12 protein-coding genes and 1 riboswitch are annotated in these 13589 nt (G+C 70.4%); of the genes, 9 read left to right on the top strand and 3 right to left on the bottom strand.

What is annotated here, in order from left to right; translation table 11 throughout:
- Positions 1 to 311: 311 nt before the first annotated feature.
- Positions 312 to 1832 (top strand): RDD family protein, encoded by a 1521-nt coding sequence (locus tag ACH4OW_RS14260; RefSeq protein ID WP_398027641.1) that lies wholly within the window; start codon positions 312 to 314, stop codon positions 1830 to 1832.
- A 75-nt stretch (positions 1833 to 1907) separates the two neighbouring features.
- Positions 1908 to 2690: an RDD family protein gene (locus tag ACH4OW_RS14255; RefSeq protein ID WP_360141083.1), complete on the top strand. Its 783-nt coding sequence runs from the start codon at positions 1908 to 1910 to the stop codon at positions 2688 to 2690.
- 122 nt (positions 2691 to 2812) lie between these two features.
- Here the strand turns inward: ACH4OW_RS14255 and ACH4OW_RS14250 are convergent, their stop codons facing one another.
- Positions 2813 to 3133 (bottom strand): hypothetical protein, encoded by a 321-nt coding sequence (locus ACH4OW_RS14250; protein WP_360141086.1) that lies wholly within the window; start codon positions 3131 to 3133, stop codon positions 2813 to 2815.
- A gap of 388 nt (positions 3134 to 3521) precedes the next feature.
- On the opposite strand from ACH4OW_RS14250, the gene ACH4OW_RS14245 reads away from it, so the two are divergent.
- Positions 3522 to 5921, top strand: a complete 2400-nt coding sequence (locus ACH4OW_RS14245) for an immune inhibitor A domain-containing protein (protein ID WP_398027638.1) — start codon at positions 3522 to 3524, stop codon at positions 5919 to 5921.
- Positions 5922 to 6037: 116 nt separating this feature from the next.
- A complete protein-coding gene (locus ACH4OW_RS14240) occupies positions 6038 to 6343 on the top strand; it encodes a hypothetical protein (RefSeq protein WP_398027636.1) in 306 nt (101 codons plus the stop codon).
- Between the two features lie 535 nt (positions 6344 to 6878).
- Here ACH4OW_RS14240 and ACH4OW_RS14235 read toward each other — a convergent pair.
- Both ACH4OW_RS14235 and ACH4OW_RS14230 read right to left on the bottom strand, forming a co-directional pair.
- Positions 6879 to 7478, bottom strand: coding sequence for an isochorismatase family protein (locus tag ACH4OW_RS14235; RefSeq protein ID WP_360123229.1), 600 nt, complete (start codon positions 7476 to 7478; stop codon positions 6879 to 6881).
- 200 nt (positions 7479 to 7678) lie between these two features.
- Entirely contained in the window at positions 7679 to 9007 is a 1329-nt protein-coding gene (locus ACH4OW_RS14230; RefSeq protein ID WP_398027634.1) for a nicotinate phosphoribosyltransferase, read from the bottom strand.
- Between the two features lie 81 nt (positions 9008 to 9088).
- Between ACH4OW_RS14230 and clpS the strand changes: the two genes are divergently transcribed.
- The 5 genes from clpS (at position 9089) to ACH4OW_RS14205 (ending at position 13584) form a co-directional block, all read left to right on the top strand.
- Positions 9089 to 9448, top strand: a complete 360-nt coding sequence (gene clpS, locus ACH4OW_RS14225; protein WP_360123223.1) for an ATP-dependent Clp protease adapter ClpS — start codon at positions 9089 to 9091, stop codon at positions 9446 to 9448.
- On the top strand, positions 9448 to 10065 hold the full coding sequence (locus ACH4OW_RS14220; protein WP_360123220.1) for a DUF2017 domain-containing protein: 618 nt from the start codon (positions 9448 to 9450) through the stop codon (positions 10063 to 10065). The genes clpS and ACH4OW_RS14220 overlap by 1 nt, the downstream gene beginning before the upstream one ends.
- A 341-nt stretch (positions 10066 to 10406) precedes the next feature.
- The gene (locus ACH4OW_RS14215; protein ID WP_398027631.1) at positions 10407 to 11879 is read left to right on the top strand and encodes an amino acid permease; all 1473 of its coding nucleotides are present in this window, start codon (positions 10407 to 10409) and stop codon (positions 11877 to 11879) included.
- A 91-nt stretch (positions 11880 to 11970) separates the two neighbouring features.
- Positions 11971 to 12393 carry a M67 family metallopeptidase gene (locus tag ACH4OW_RS14210; protein WP_360123214.1) on the top strand — a complete coding sequence of 141 codons (423 nt, stop codon included), beginning with the start codon at positions 11971 to 11973 and terminating at the stop codon, positions 12391 to 12393.
- Between the two features lie 68 nt (positions 12394 to 12461).
- A riboswitch (cobalamin riboswitch) is annotated at positions 12462 to 12533 on the top strand.
- Between the two features lie 55 nt (positions 12534 to 12588).
- The gene (locus ACH4OW_RS14205; protein WP_398027628.1) at positions 12589 to 13584 is read left to right on the top strand and encodes an ABC transporter substrate-binding protein; all 996 of its coding nucleotides are present in this window, start codon (positions 12589 to 12591) and stop codon (positions 13582 to 13584) included.
- Positions 13585 to 13589: the final 5 nt, after the last annotated feature.

Raw genomic sequence — 13589 nt, 5'->3', positions numbered from 1 at the left:
AATGCTGCGCTCCGGCGACAGGACCAGACCCAGCTCCAGCTCTCGTTCCACCACGGTGTGCATGCGGTCCGCCTCTCTGTCTGTACCTGCTGCGGACCCCTCGTACCGGGCCCACACCTGGATAGAGGCCGCAGCGCCCGGACCATTACGCGACTTCGCACAACTTTTTTCGCGGGCCTCTTCCAGGTGGTCCCGCGCGGGCGGCACGGCGGCGCCGGCCCTCGGTCTGATAGATGTGGACGCTGCGTTGCGGCAGACTGCACATGCCCCACCCACCACACCAGGCCGAGAACAGATACGGGAATACGGACATGAGCGCCCCTTCCTCAGGATCCGCCGGCGGCAGCCCCACGCCAGGCTTCTACCCGGACCCGTCCATCCCCGGCTACATCCGGTACTGGAACGGTGCCGCTTGGGTGCCGGGCACCAGCCGCCCGGCGCCCGCCGAGGGCGAGGCCATGCCCGCGCCGCCGCCCGGCGCCACCACCCAGGCCCCCGCCCCCGCCCCGGCCCCCGCCGTGGAGGAGACCGGCCCGGTCTTCCTCGACGAGGAGGACGGGCACGGCCGCCTGACCGAGGCCGCGGGCCCCGCCACCGCGTGGCAGGCCGACACCGCCCGGCAGAACGGCTTCGGCGGCGACCAGGGCCGCCGTATCTCCTGGGGCTCGCCCGAGGAGCAGCAGGCCGGGCTGCCGCCGCAGCGTGAGGAGCCCGAAGCGGCCGCCACACCCCCTGGCGAGGACGCGCCGCGCCCGGAGGGCACGGTCACCATCCGCGCCGTACGGGACGACGACGGCGCGCGGGGCGGCGGCGACCACGGCACGACCACGATCCGCGCCGTACGGCCCGGAGGCGACGCGGGCGGCAAGCGCAACGACACGATGGCCATCCGGGTCACGCCGCCGCCCGGCGGCGCCCCCGCTTCGCCCGTACCGGGGACCACCGCCCCGCAGCCCCTGCCGTCCACCGCCGCGCAGCAGCCGCCGGCCGTCTCCGGTCCGCAGCAGGCGCCCGGCCGCCCGGGGCCCGGCGGTCCGCCGCCCGCCACTCAGGGCCCGGCACAGCAAGCCCCGCGCGGGCCCGTACAGCCGCAGCACGGGCCCGGGCCCGTCGCGCCGCCGGTGCAGCACCAGCCGTTCCCGGTCCAGCAGGCACCCCAGGCCCAGGCTCCGGCCCCGCACGCACCGGCGCCCCAGCCCGCTCCGCAGCCGCACGCCCCCGTACCGCAGCAGGCCCAGGGCGCGCCCTTCTCCGGATTCCCGCCGCAGCAGGACGGCGGCGCGCCCGAGGGCGTCGTCCCCTGGAAGCCGCCGACCTCGGACCCGTTCCTGGCGGCCGCGCAGGCGCAGGGCCGTCCGGCCCCTCTGGGCCGCCGGTTCGCCGCCCGCCTGATCGACACGCTCGTCCTGGCCGCGATCACCGGCGCCGCCGCCGTACCGCTGTGGGGTCCGGCCACCGAGCACATCGACGCCAAGGTCGAGGCCGCCAAGCAGTCCGGGCGGCAGGTCACGGTCTACCTGCTCGACGGCACGACCGGCCCCTACCTCGCCATCGTGCTCGCCGTGCTGCTGATCGGCGGCGGCCTGTACGAGGTGCTGCCCACCGTCAAGTGGGGCCACACGCTCGGCAAGAAGCTGTGCGGCGTCAAGGTGCTGGACATCGAGAGCCACGACACCCCGCCCCTGGCCTCGGTGATCAGGCGGTGGCTGGTGTACGGCGTGCTCGGCGTCCTGGCCGTCGGGGTCGTCAACGCCGTGTGGTGCCTGTTCGACCGGCCGTGGCGGCAGTGCTGGCACGACAAGTTCGCGCGGACGTTCGTCGCGGAGAAGTAGGCCGCCCGCCCGGCCGCGTCACCCGCCCGGCCCTCGCCGGATGCGGGGACCGGCGGCCCGGGTTCGACTCGGGCCATGAGCACCGACCAGCCGAGGCCCGGTTCCGGCGGCGAGCCGCCGGAGGACGACCCGTTCCTGAAGAAGCCGCAGGAACCGCCGTCGGGCGGTTCTCCGTACGGGCAGGAACCTTCCGGCGGTTCTCCGTACGGCGGCTCCCCGTACGACCGGCCTTCCAACGGCACGCCGTACGGTGAACCGCCCGCCGGCGGCGCCCCGTACGGAGGCGGCGCCCCGCCTCCGGGCAGCGGCCCGCCGCCCGGGGGGATGCCTCCGCCGCCGTACGGCGGGGACCCGTACGGGGGAAATCCGTACGGCGACCAGTACGGTGCCGCCGACCCGCTGGCCGGGATGCCGCCGCTCGCGGGCCGCGGCCGCCGCCTGGTCGCCCGCATCATCGACTGGATCATCGTCTGCGTACCGGTCGGCCTGATCATGAGCGCGATCGTCGGCGGGTTCGACTACTGGACGACCGACGGCACGGAAACCGGACGCCAGGCGTCCGTCTCCCTCGTCACGATGCTCGTCTACCTCGTCTACGAGGGCCTGATGCTCACCAGCCGCGGCCAGACCGTCGGCAAGATGGCGATGAAGATCCGGGTCGGGATGCTGGAGAACGGCGCGGTGCCGGCCGGACAGGCGGGCTGGGTGCGCGCGGCGGTCTACACGCTGCCCGAGATCGTGCCGTGCTGCGGGTTCCTCTTCTGGCTCGTCAACGTCCTGTGGTGCACCTGGGACAGGCCGTACCAGCAGTGCCTGCACGACAAGGCGGCGAAGACCGTGGTGGTCTCCACGGTCTGACGGCGGGCGCCCGGACACCCCGGCCCCCCTACGGCACCGATACGTCAACAGGCGGTCGGCGCACCCCTCTTATGAGCGGTGCCCGGCCGCCTCCGCGCGTCCACCGAACACGGACGCCGGGACTAACGGGAATGCTCGCTGACGCGCGCCTCGGAGGAGACGCCCGCGTGCGTACGCTGGCGCGGGAAGCGGGCGGCCACCGTGCGGTGGGCGGCCGGCACCCGTACGGCAGCGCCGGAGCCGCCGGCCGTACGGCGCGCCACGCGGGAAGTGCCCGGCAGCGGCGCGGTCATGGCGACGAGCAGGCCGAGCGCGAGACCGGCGATGGCGATCACCGCGATCCCGACCCCGGTCTGCGTCTGGGAGAGCAGCAGCATGGCGAGGGTGGCGAAGACGACGGTGGCCGAACCGTAGGCGAGCTGTGCGGCAGTCGGACGAGGCATGGCGGATCCGTCCTCAAGAGGTCGGCAGGGGTGTGGTCGACAGGGGCGCGCCGTCAAACGACTCTACGGTCCTTACTGCCCGAGCGGAACTGGCGGTAAGCGTGACCTAACCCACGGTTCCGGAGCATAGGGGGCGCACGGAATCATCCCTGGTTTGAACGGACCTGATCGGCACGTCAGTTGGCGCACGCACGGCGCGGCGGGCGGAAGCCGCCCCGGGGGGTGCGGGCACGTACGAAAACGTTCACCAAGCTGTCCGATAGCCGCAATCAGAAGACCGAAAACCGTACTTCCCTGACGTGCCCAAGTCAAGATCTGTCTTTTCCCTCCCCCTTCCGGTCAAATGCTGGCATCCAGTGACCGTTTCCATAGGGGAGGAATGCGCCAAGTGAGAGCCAAGAGACGGGCGTTCAGACCGGCCGCCCTGGCCACGGCCGCCGCCGCGATCGGGGCGGCCGCCCTGTCTTCCGGCGCGACGGCGCAGGCCGACGACGGCCCCCGGCCGCTCGCCGTCCAGCGGCAGGACCCGGGTGCCGCCGCCAAGCAGGCCGTCGACCACGACCTCAAGGGCCCGTTCAGCGACCAGCAGGCGGCCCAGCGCAAGGAAGCGCTCCAACAGGTCATATCCGGCGACGCCAAGCCCACCCGGCGCGGCGCCTCCCAGGTCGTGAAGCTGGACCGGGGCAAGTACGTCGAACTCGCCCGCGAGAAGACCGACAAGATCTTCACCATCCTGGTCGAGTTCGGCGACAAGGTCGACGACACCACGATGTACGACCCGGACGGCGACGGCCCCAAGCCCCCGGTGAAGAAGTACGGCGGCAAGCCCGGACCCGCGCACAACACCATCGCGCAGCCCGACCGCCGCAACGACAACTCCACCGCCTGGAAGAAGGACTACAACCGCCAGCACTTCCAGGACCTCTACTTCTCCCACGACAAGAAGAAGGAGTCCCTGGCCAAGTACTACGAGAAGCAGTCCTCGGGCCGCTACTCGGTCGACGGCGAGGTCTCCGACTGGGTCAAGGTCGACTGGAACGAGGCCCGTTACGGGTCAAACTTCTGCGGCTCCACCAACTGCGCCAGCGCCTGGGACCTGATCCGCGACGGCGTCAACCGCTGGGCCGAGGACCAGAAGGCCAAGGGCCGCACCGACGCCCAGATCAAGGCCGACCTCGCCAAGTACGACCAGTGGGACCGCTACGACCACGACGGCGACGGCAACTTCAACGAGCCCGACGGCTACATCGACCACTTCCAGATCGTGCACGCCGGCGAGGACGAGTCCGCGGGCGGCGGCGCCCAGGGCACCGACGCCATCTGGGCGCACCGCTGGTACGCGTACGGCAGCGACTCCGGCCACACCGGCCCCGCGGGCAACAAGGCGGGCGGCACCCAGATCGGCAACACCGGCATCTGGGTCGGCGACTACACGATGCAGCCCGAGAACGGCGGCCTCGGCGTCTTCGCCCACGAATACGGCCACGACCTCGGCCTGCCCGACGAGTACGACACCACCGGCACCGGCGAATCCTCCGTCGACTCCTGGTCCCTGATGTCCGGCGGCTCCTGGCTCGGCACCGGCAAGGACTCCATAGGCGACCTCCCCGGCGACATGAGCGCCTGGGACAAGCTCCAGCTCGGCTGGCTCAACTACGACAAGGCCAAGGCGGCCACCAAGTCCACCCACACGCTGGGCGTGGCCGAGTACAACACCAAGAACAAGCAGGCCCTGGTCGTCGAACTCCCCGCCAAGACGGTCCGCACCGACGTCGTCAAGCCCGCCGAAGGCACCCAGCAGTGGTGGAGCGGCATGGGCAACGACCTGAAGAACACCCTGTCCCGCCCCGTCGACCTCACCGGCAAGAAGAAGGCCGCCCTGACCCTCAAGGGCTGGTGGGACATCGAGCAGAACTACGACTTCGCCTACGCCGAGGTCTCCACGGACGGCGGCGCCAACTACACGCCGCTGGAAGGCACCGCCGACGGCAAGCCGATCACCCGCGACGGCAGCGACAAGCCCGCCCTGACCGGCACCTCCGGCGCCTACAAGGACCTCGTCTTCCCGCTCGACGCCTACGCCGGCAAGAAGATCGACCTCCGCTTCCGCTACCAGACGGACGGCGGCGCCGCGCAGAAGGGCTTCGCCGCCGACGCGATCACGGTGACCGCCGACGGCACGCCGCTGTTCACGGACGGCGCCGAGGCCGGCGACAACGGCTGGACGGCGAAGGGCTTCTCGCGCATCGGCGCGTCCTTCACCAAGGACTACCCGCGCTACTACATCGCCGAGAACCGCCAGTACGTCTCGTACGACAAAACCCTCAAGTCGGGCCCGTACAACTTCGGATGGGCGTCCACCCGCCCCCAGTGGGTCGAGCACTTCCCGTACCAGAACGGCGTCCTGATCTGGCTGTGGGACACCTCGCAGCCGGACAACAACGTCGGCCAGCACCCCGGCTACGGGCAGATCCTGCCGGTCGACGCGCACCCGCAGGCCGAGAAGTGGTCGGACGGCAAGCTGATGCGCAACCGCTTCCAGTCCTACGACTCGACCTTCACCCGGCAGCGCACGGACGCGCTCGTCCTCCACAAGGACGGCAAGGTCACCAAGATCAAGTCGAAGCCCGGCGTGACCGTCTTCGACGACCGCAAGGGCGTCTACTACGACGAGACCAACCCGACCGGCGGCGTGATCGTTGCTGACACCAACACCCGTATCAAGATCGCCAAGGAGGCCCACGACGGCTCCACGGTGACCCTCCAGGTCGGCCCCTCCGCGAAGTAGCCGGTAAACCCCCAGGTCAGACCCCAATCGGCCGCCGCCCCCTAGCGGGCGGCGGCCGATCGCGTTTAGATGCATCGTGCGAGTTCTTGTTGACGCCGAGTCTCACGGGGGAAACCGTGCCTGTCACCGGAGGTGGGTTCACCAGGCTCCCAGGCGGGAGCGTGGTGGTCGCCCTCGCGCTGCCCAGACCGGGCAACAACGGACACCGCGTGCGTGTCCTGGTCCACGCGGTCAACCGACAGCGCGCCCTGACCAGGCTGCGCAACCTGGGGCTTCGGTCGGTATACCTACGCGGCAACACGGTGCCGCCTACGCCGGATGAGATCACGGCGGTGTTGCATCACCCGGATGGGCTGGTTTGGCGTGAGACGCCGGAGGATGACACGGAGTCTTGGCATCCGATAGCTGCGTTGCTGAGGTAGCGCGCTGCGCGCGGGCTTTGCGCTTCGCGCGGGGTGCAACTGGTTTCGTTTGGGGTCGGGGCCGCGCAGGGGGGTGACTCCTCACCGCACTCGCGCGAACCATGTCTTGAACGCTGAACCTGGCGTTGCGAGCTGTCGGCTGCGGGGACACCCCCCTGCACGCCCCCTCCGGCCGGTTCGGCAGCCCCGCGCGAGTGGGGGTGGGGGAGGGAAAAGACAGCCAGCAGCGCAGCAACCAGGTGCGATGTCGTCACCGGGCACCCGGGGGAGAGGCAAAGAACTGCCCCCTTTGGGGGGCCTCGGCCACGACGGCGGGGTAGTCGCGCTCCGTCCCCGGGGCCGGGGACACGCAGGGGGCTCCCCGCAGCCGACACGTCGCAACACCAGGTTCAGCTTTCCAGACAAGGCTTCCGCGACTGCGGTGAGGAGTGACCCCTGCGGGGCCCCGGCCCCCCACCCACCGGACGGAACGCGCAATCGCGCGAAGCGCGAACCAGGCAAGCGCAAAACCGCGCGCAAGCGCGAAACGCAAACCTCACCGAACTCCGCTAACCACCGGCTTCCCCGTGAGGTTCACCCCCGCCCCCCGCATCTCCTCCAGCGCCCGCTCCGTCGTCCCCGGCGCCACCCCCGCCGTCAGGTCGAGCAGCACCTGCGTCCGGAAGCCTTCGCTCAGGGCGTCCAGTGCCGTGGCCCGTACGCAGTGGTCGGTGGCGAGGCCGACCACGTCGACCTCGGTGACCCCGTGGTCGCGCAGCCAGTCGGCCAGGGGGCGCCCGTTCTCGTCCACGCCTTCGAAGCCGCTGTAAGCGGCACTGTGCGCGCCCTTGGAGAAGACCGCGTCGACCGCCCCCGAGGCGACCGCCGGCGTGAAGTTCGGGTGGAAGCCGCTGCCTTCGGTGCCGGCCACGCAGTGCGGGGGCCAGTTCGTCTCGTAGTCGGGGCGGGGGGAGAAGTGGTCGCCGGGGTCGATGTGGTGGTCCCGGGTGGCCACGATGTGCCGGTAGCCGACGCCCGCGGCCTGCCCCACCAGGTCGGTGATGGCGGCAGCCACATCCGCGCCGCCGGCCACGGCGAGGCTGCCGCCCTCGCAGAAATCGTTCTGTACGTCAACGACGATCAATGCCCGGTGCATGGTGCGAGCCTTCCGGCTGGAGAGCGGGGGGAGTGGGCGCGGAGCGATGTGACCGAGGGTAGCCACTACGTCCGCCGAGCGGGAGTGGGCACTGGGGGCCCGCAGGCGCAGCCGGGGCCCGCCGGGGGGCGACCCGGCCGGACTGGCCGGACCGGCCGGCCGGTCCGGGCCACAGGCGCCCACCCCGCCAGGGCCAGACGTTAGACGTGCTCCGTCGGCAGCACCGCCTCGCCCCGCGACAGCTGGTTCGCCGACATCGGCAGTCCGGCCCGCGCCGCGATGTGCCGTTCCCGTGCCGCGTCCAGCGGCTCGCGGGCGACGACCTCGCCGTCGCGGACGAGCGGGACGGGGATCTGCCGGCAGGCGAGTTCGGGCGGTACGGGGCCGGTGCCGATGACCTCGGCCTCGGCGACGCCGTGCTCGTCGGGCCGGCGTGCGGCCCATTTGCGGCCGCCGAGCGACGCCTTGCCGCCCATGGACTTCTTGGCCACCGGCCGCAGCGGCGCGTCCGGCGCGTCGCTGTCGGCGCGGGCGACCAGTTTGTAGACCATCGAGGCGGTGGGGTGTCCGCTGCCGGTCACCAGCTGGGTGCCGACGCCGTACGCGTCCACCGGCGCGGCCGCGAGGGAGGCGATGGCGTATTCGTCCAGGTCGCTGGTGACGACGATTTTCGTGTCGCGGGCGCCCAGCTCGTCGAGCTGCTGGCGGACCCGGTGGGCGAGGAGCAGCAGGTCGCCGGAGTCGATGCGTACGGCGCCGAGGCCGGGGCCGGCGACCTGTACGGCGGTCCTGACCGCTTCGGCGACGTCGTAGGTGTCGACGAGCAGTGTCGTGCCGCTGCCGAGCGAGTCGACCTGTGCCCGGAACGCGTCGCGTTCGCTGTCGTGCAGCAGGGTGAAGGAGTGGGCGCTGGTGCCGACCGTGGGGATGTTGTAGCGGAAGCCGGCGGCGAGGTCGGAGGTGGAGTGGAAGCCGCCGACGTAGGCCGAACGGGCGGCGGCGACCGCGGCCAGTTCGTGGGTGCGGCGGGCGCCCATCTCGATGAGCGGCCGGTCGCCGGCGGCGACGGCCATGCGGGACGCGGCGGCGGCGACCGCGGAGTCGTGGTTGAGGATGGAGAGGATCACCGTCTCCAGGAGGACGGCTTCGGCGAAGGTGCCCTCCACGCGCATGATCGGCGAGCCGGGGAAGTACACCTCGCCCTCCGGGTAGCCCCAGATGTCGCCGCGGAAGCGGAAGTCGGCGAGCCAGGCCAGGGTGGGTTCGTCGAGGATGCCGCGTTCGCGCAGGAAGCCGAGAATCGTTTCGTCGAAGCGGAAGTTCTCCACCGCGTCCAGGACCCGGCCGGTTCCGGCGACGACGCCGTAGCGGCGTCCTTCGGGCAGGCGGCGGGTGAAGACCTCGAAGACCGAGCGGCGGTCGGCGGTGCCGGAGCGCAGCGCGGCTTGCAGCATGGTGAGTTCGTACTGGTCGGTGAAGAGCGCAGTCGACGGCACGGCCACCGGCAGCCCCAGGTCTGCTGTGTTCATGGTGAGGATGCTACCTCCCATACTCGTCACTTTGACGATTTCCCCGGGCCGTTTGTGCGATGCCCCACCACGGGTGGCAGCATGGAGACCGTGAGCGCCGACCCGTCTGCCACCATCGCCCTTCGATCGACGCGCTGCGCGCTCAGCGCCCCCGTGGAGATCGAGCGACCAGAGTCCAGCGAGGCACCCTTCGAGGTGCCCGAGCCGGACGTGCCCTGGGTCACTCTGGTGCACAACGACCCCGTCAACCTCATGAGCTATGTGGCGTATGTCTTCGAGAGCTACTTCGGCTACTCGAAGGGCAAGGCCCGCCAGCTCATGCTCGACGTCCATCACAAGGGACGGGCGGTGGTCTCCAGTGGCAGCCGCGAGGAAATGGAGCGCGACGTGCAAGCGATGCACGGCTACGGCCTGTGGGCGACCCTCACGCAGGACCGCTGATGGCCGGCCACTTCGAGCCCCTGCCGGGCGGCGGCGCGGCCGCCCCCCTCGACGAGGTCGAGATCTCCATCCTGCGCAGCCTCGCCGTACAGCTCATGGAGCTGATCGGCCCCGGCGAGGAGGCGGCCGAGGGTGACGACCCGCTCGCCGCGCTGTTCACCGACGGCCCCAGCGAGCCGCCGTCCGACCCGGCGCTGGCCCGGCTCTTCCCCGACGCCTACGGCGGGCCCGACACGGTGCCGGACGACGCCACGCACGCCGCCTCGGCCGAGTTCCGCCGCTACACGGAGAACGACCTGCGGGCCCGCAAGCGGGAGGACGCGCTCGCGGTCGTACGGGCCCTGGACGCGCTCGGCCCGGTCGGCGGGTCCGGCGGGGACGGGGAGGGTGCCGTGGGCGGCGCCGTGCTGCGTCTGAAGCCGGACGAGTCGCGGCAGTGGCTGGGGGCGCTGAACGACCTCCGGCTGGCCATCGGCACGCGCCTGGAGGTCACCGACGAGGACGAGAGCGGTGAGCTGCTGCGGCTGCCGGACACCGATCCGCGCAAGCCGATGGTGATGGCGTACCTGTGGCTGGGCGGGCTCCAGGAGAGCCTCATCGAGACGCTGACGGCCTGACCCGGAGGGGCGGGCCGCCGCGCGCCAGCACGCCCGGATGTCCCGATCTTGATGTACCGCTCAACGGACGCTCAAATCCGGATAACGATCGCGTCACCGGCCCGGATTACCCACCAGGGCATTCCAGCATTTATCCTACTTTTCTTGTGCTCGGCCCCAAGACATCACTGGTAGATACCCAAGGGGCCGTGATACATGTTCACGACCTGCCGTGAGTGACGCCACCCCTGTCACTCCGGGAGCGCTTGGCCGGCCGACCGTCGGCGTGCAGGAACTCCATCCGGGGGGATCGGAACCCGATCCGGGCAGACCGGGTCGGAATGGAGAAGGGCGCACCACACATGACCTCTGTGCAGGTCGAAAAGAAAGCCGGCGGCAGCGTTGCCGCGGGATCTGCCTCGGAAGAGGGTTACCAGCGGGGGCTGGGAAACCGGCAGATCCAGATGATCGCCATTGGTGGCGCCATCGGAACCGGCCTGTTCCTCGGAGCGGGCAAGGCGATCTCGAAGGCCGGACCGAGCATCATCCTGGCCTACGCGATCGTGGGCCTGGTCATCTTCTTCATCATGCGGGCCCTGGGCGAGCTGCTCATGTACCGCCCGGTGTCGGGCTCCTTCTCGGAGTACGCCCGCGAATTCCTCGGCCCGTTCATGGGATTCGTCACCGGCTGGACGTACTGGCTGTTCTGGGTGGTCACCGGCATCACGGAAGTGACTGCAGCAGCCACCTATGTGCAGTACTGGAACAAGGGAATACCCCAGTGGGCCTCGGCCCTGGTGTTCACGGTCGCCCTCTTCGGCATCAACCTGATCTCCGTGAAGCTCTTCGGTGAGCTGGAGTTCTGGTTCTCGATGGTCAAGGTCACCGCGATCATCGGCATGATCCTCATCGGTCTCGGCGTGATCACCCTCGGGTTCTCCGACGCCGGCGACACCGCTTCCTTCAGCCTTCTGTGGTCGGACGGCGGATTCTTCCCCAAGGGCATCGGCGGCACGCTGATGACCCTGCAGATCGTGATGTTCGCCTTCCTGGCGGTCGAACTCGTCGGCGTCACCGCGGGCGAGGCGACCAACCCGAAGAAGGTCCTGCCCAAGGCCATCAACACCGTCCCGTGGCGGATCGGCCTGTTCTACATCGGCTCCCTGATCATCATCCTGTCCGTGGTCAGCTGGACGGTCTTCAAGCCGGGCGTGAGCCCCTTCGTCGCCGCCTTCCAGCAGATCGGCCTGCCGGCCGGCGCGGCCATCGTCAACTTCGTGGTGCTCACCGCGGCGCTGTCCTCGGCCAACTCCGGCATGTACTCCACCGGCCGGATGCTGCGCGACCTCGCGCTCAACGGCCAGGGCCCCAAGCTGTTCACCCGCCTGAGCAAGAACGGCCTGCCGACCTGGGGCACCGGCGTCTCGGTGGCGATGATGCTGTTCGGCGTCTGGATCAACTACCAGTGGCCGGGCAAGGCGTTCGACCTGGTCGTCTCCTTCGCGACGATCTCCGGCATGTGGGCCTGGATCATGATCCTGGTCTCGCAGCTGCGCTACCGGGCCAAGGCGGACCGTGGCGAGCTGCCGCAGTCCGAGTTCAAGGCGCCCGGCGCCCCGTACACCTCGCTCTTCGCGCTGGCCTTCATCGGCATGGTCATCGTGATGATGGGCGTGGACCCGGACGCCCGGGTCTCGCTGTACGCGGCACCGGTCTGGGCGGCGGTCCTGGGCGTCAGCTACCTGGTGCTCAAGTCCCGCAACCCCGACATGTTCGGCAAGGCCGGTTCTCCGGCCGTCGCCGAGACCGCCTCGAAGGGCGGCCGGAAGGACTGAGGGCGGCCCGCTCGCGGCGGGCTGTCCGGCATGCGGGCCGGTTCGTACCAACGTTCGGTACGGAGCGGCCCGCCTGCCTATTCTGGGGTGCATGCTGACCCTTACCAAGGCCCTGTACGACCAGATCGTGGACCACGCCCGCAAGGACCACCCGGACGAGGCGTGCGGCATGGTCGCGGGCCCGGCCGGCAGCGGACGCGCCGAGCGGTTCATCCCGATGCTCAACGCGGCCCGCTCGCCCACGTTCTACGAGTTCGACTCCTCGGACCTGCTCAAGCTCTACCGCGAGCTGGACGACCGGGACGAGGAACCGGTGATCATCTACCACTCGCACACCGCGACCGAGGCGTACCCGTCCCGTACGGACATCACCTACGCCAACGAGCCCGGCGCGCACTACGTCCTGGTCTCCACGGCCGACACGGACGACGCGGGCCCGTTCCAGTTCCGCTCGTTCCGCATCGTGGACGGCGTGGTCACGGAGGAAGACGTCCAGGTCGTCGACGCCTACTGACCACCGCGGCGGCGGACGCCGTCCGCCCGCCTGACACACTGTGCCGCATCACCTCGGGCGGCAGGACCCAGGAACCCGGTGCGAATCCGGGACGGTCCCGCCACTGTGACCAGGCCGCACGGCCTGGGAGCCAGGAACTGACCTGCCGCCTGCACCACTACCAGGGGACGCGGATCCCCCGGAGGAGGCACGGCCATGTCCAGGTCCCACGGAGCGCTGCGCGCGCTCATCACCGCGGCGCTCCTGCTGCCGCTCGCCGCCTGCGGCAGCGGTGGCGGCGACGGAAAGGCGTCCGGCGGGGCCACGGCCAAGGCGGCCGGCTTCCCGTACACCGTCGACAACTGCGGCGTACGCACCACCTTCAAGGCACCGCCCGAGCGCGTGGTGACCATGAACCAGCACGCCACCGAGATCATGCTCGCCCTCGGCCTCAAGGACCGGCTGGCGGGCACCGCCTACCTCGACGACAAGGTGCTGCCGCAGTACGAGAAGGACTACAAGAGCGTCAAGGTCCTCGCCAAGGAGTACCCCTCCTACGAGACGCTGCTCGGCGCCAACCCCGACTTCGTCTACGGCGGCTACGCCAGCGCCTTCGACAAGGCCGAGGGGCGCGAACGGTCCGCGCTGGAGAAGTCCGGCATCAACACCCGCCTGAACATCGAGTACTGCACGGACGGCAAGACCGGAGTGCAGCAGCTCGCCCGGGAGATCCGCGAGGTCGGCGCCACCTTCGGCGTACGCGACCGCGCCGAGGCCATGGTCGAGAAGGCCGAAGCCACGATCGACGCCACCAAGGACAAGCTCAAGGGGACCGAACCGGCCTCCGTCTTCGTCTACGACAGCGGCGACAGCTCGGTGCACTCCGCGGGCGGCAAGGGCATCGGCAACGAGATCATCTCGCTGGCCGGCGGCCGCAACGTGTTCGCGGACACCGCCAAGACCTGGATCGACGTCTCCTGGGAGCAGATCGTCGAGCGCAAGCCCGAGATCATCGTGATCTACGACTACGGCGGCACCACCGTCGAGGCCAAGAAGAAGCGGCTGCTCGACGACCCGGCCCTCCAGGACGTACCGGCCGTCAAGAACAAGCGGTTCGCGGTGCTGCCGCTGTCCAGCGCGGTGCTCGGCGTACGCGTACCGGACGCCGTCCGGTCGCTGGCCGGGCAGCTGCACCCGGACGCCTTCAAGTAGCCCGC

Source organism: Streptomyces sp. NPDC017056, assembly GCF_044332485.1.
Taxonomy (GTDB): domain Bacteria; phylum Actinomycetota; class Actinomycetes; order Streptomycetales; family Streptomycetaceae; genus Streptomyces.
The sequence above is the reverse complement of the archived record's forward strand: the minus strand, read 5'-3'. Positions and strand labels throughout refer to the sequence as shown.

Bases quoted from the DNA above. Each gene is read 5' to 3' on its own strand.
- ACH4OW_RS14255 (WP_360141083.1), top strand. From the start codon at position 1,908: ATGAGCACCGACCAGCCGAGGCCCGGTTCCGGCGGCGAGCCGCCGGAG.
- ACH4OW_RS14250 (WP_360141086.1), bottom strand. From the start codon at position 3,133: ATGCCTCGTCCGACTGCCGCACAGCTCGCCTACGGTTCGGCCACCGTC.
- ACH4OW_RS14230 (WP_398027634.1), bottom strand. From the start codon at position 9,007: ATGAACACAGCAGACCTGGGGCTGCCGGTGGCCGTGCCGTCGACTGCG.
- ACH4OW_RS14235 (WP_360123229.1), bottom strand. From the start codon at position 7,478: ATGCACCGGGCATTGATCGTCGTTGACGTACAGAACGATTTCTGCGAG.
- ACH4OW_RS14220 (WP_360123220.1), top strand. From the start codon at position 9,448: ATGGCCGGCCACTTCGAGCCCCTGCCGGGCGGCGGCGCGGCCGCCCCC.
- ACH4OW_RS14210 (WP_360123214.1), top strand. From the start codon at position 11,971: ATGCTGACCCTTACCAAGGCCCTGTACGACCAGATCGTGGACCACGCC.
- ACH4OW_RS14260 (WP_398027641.1), top strand. From the start codon at position 312: ATGAGCGCCCCTTCCTCAGGATCCGCCGGCGGCAGCCCCACGCCAGGC.
- ACH4OW_RS14205 (WP_398027628.1), top strand. From the start codon at position 12,589: ATGTCCAGGTCCCACGGAGCGCTGCGCGCGCTCATCACCGCGGCGCTC.
- clpS (WP_360123223.1), top strand. From the start codon at position 9,089: ATGGAGACCGTGAGCGCCGACCCGTCTGCCACCATCGCCCTTCGATCG.
- ACH4OW_RS14215 (WP_398027631.1), top strand. From the start codon at position 10,407: ATGACCTCTGTGCAGGTCGAAAAGAAAGCCGGCGGCAGCGTTGCCGCG.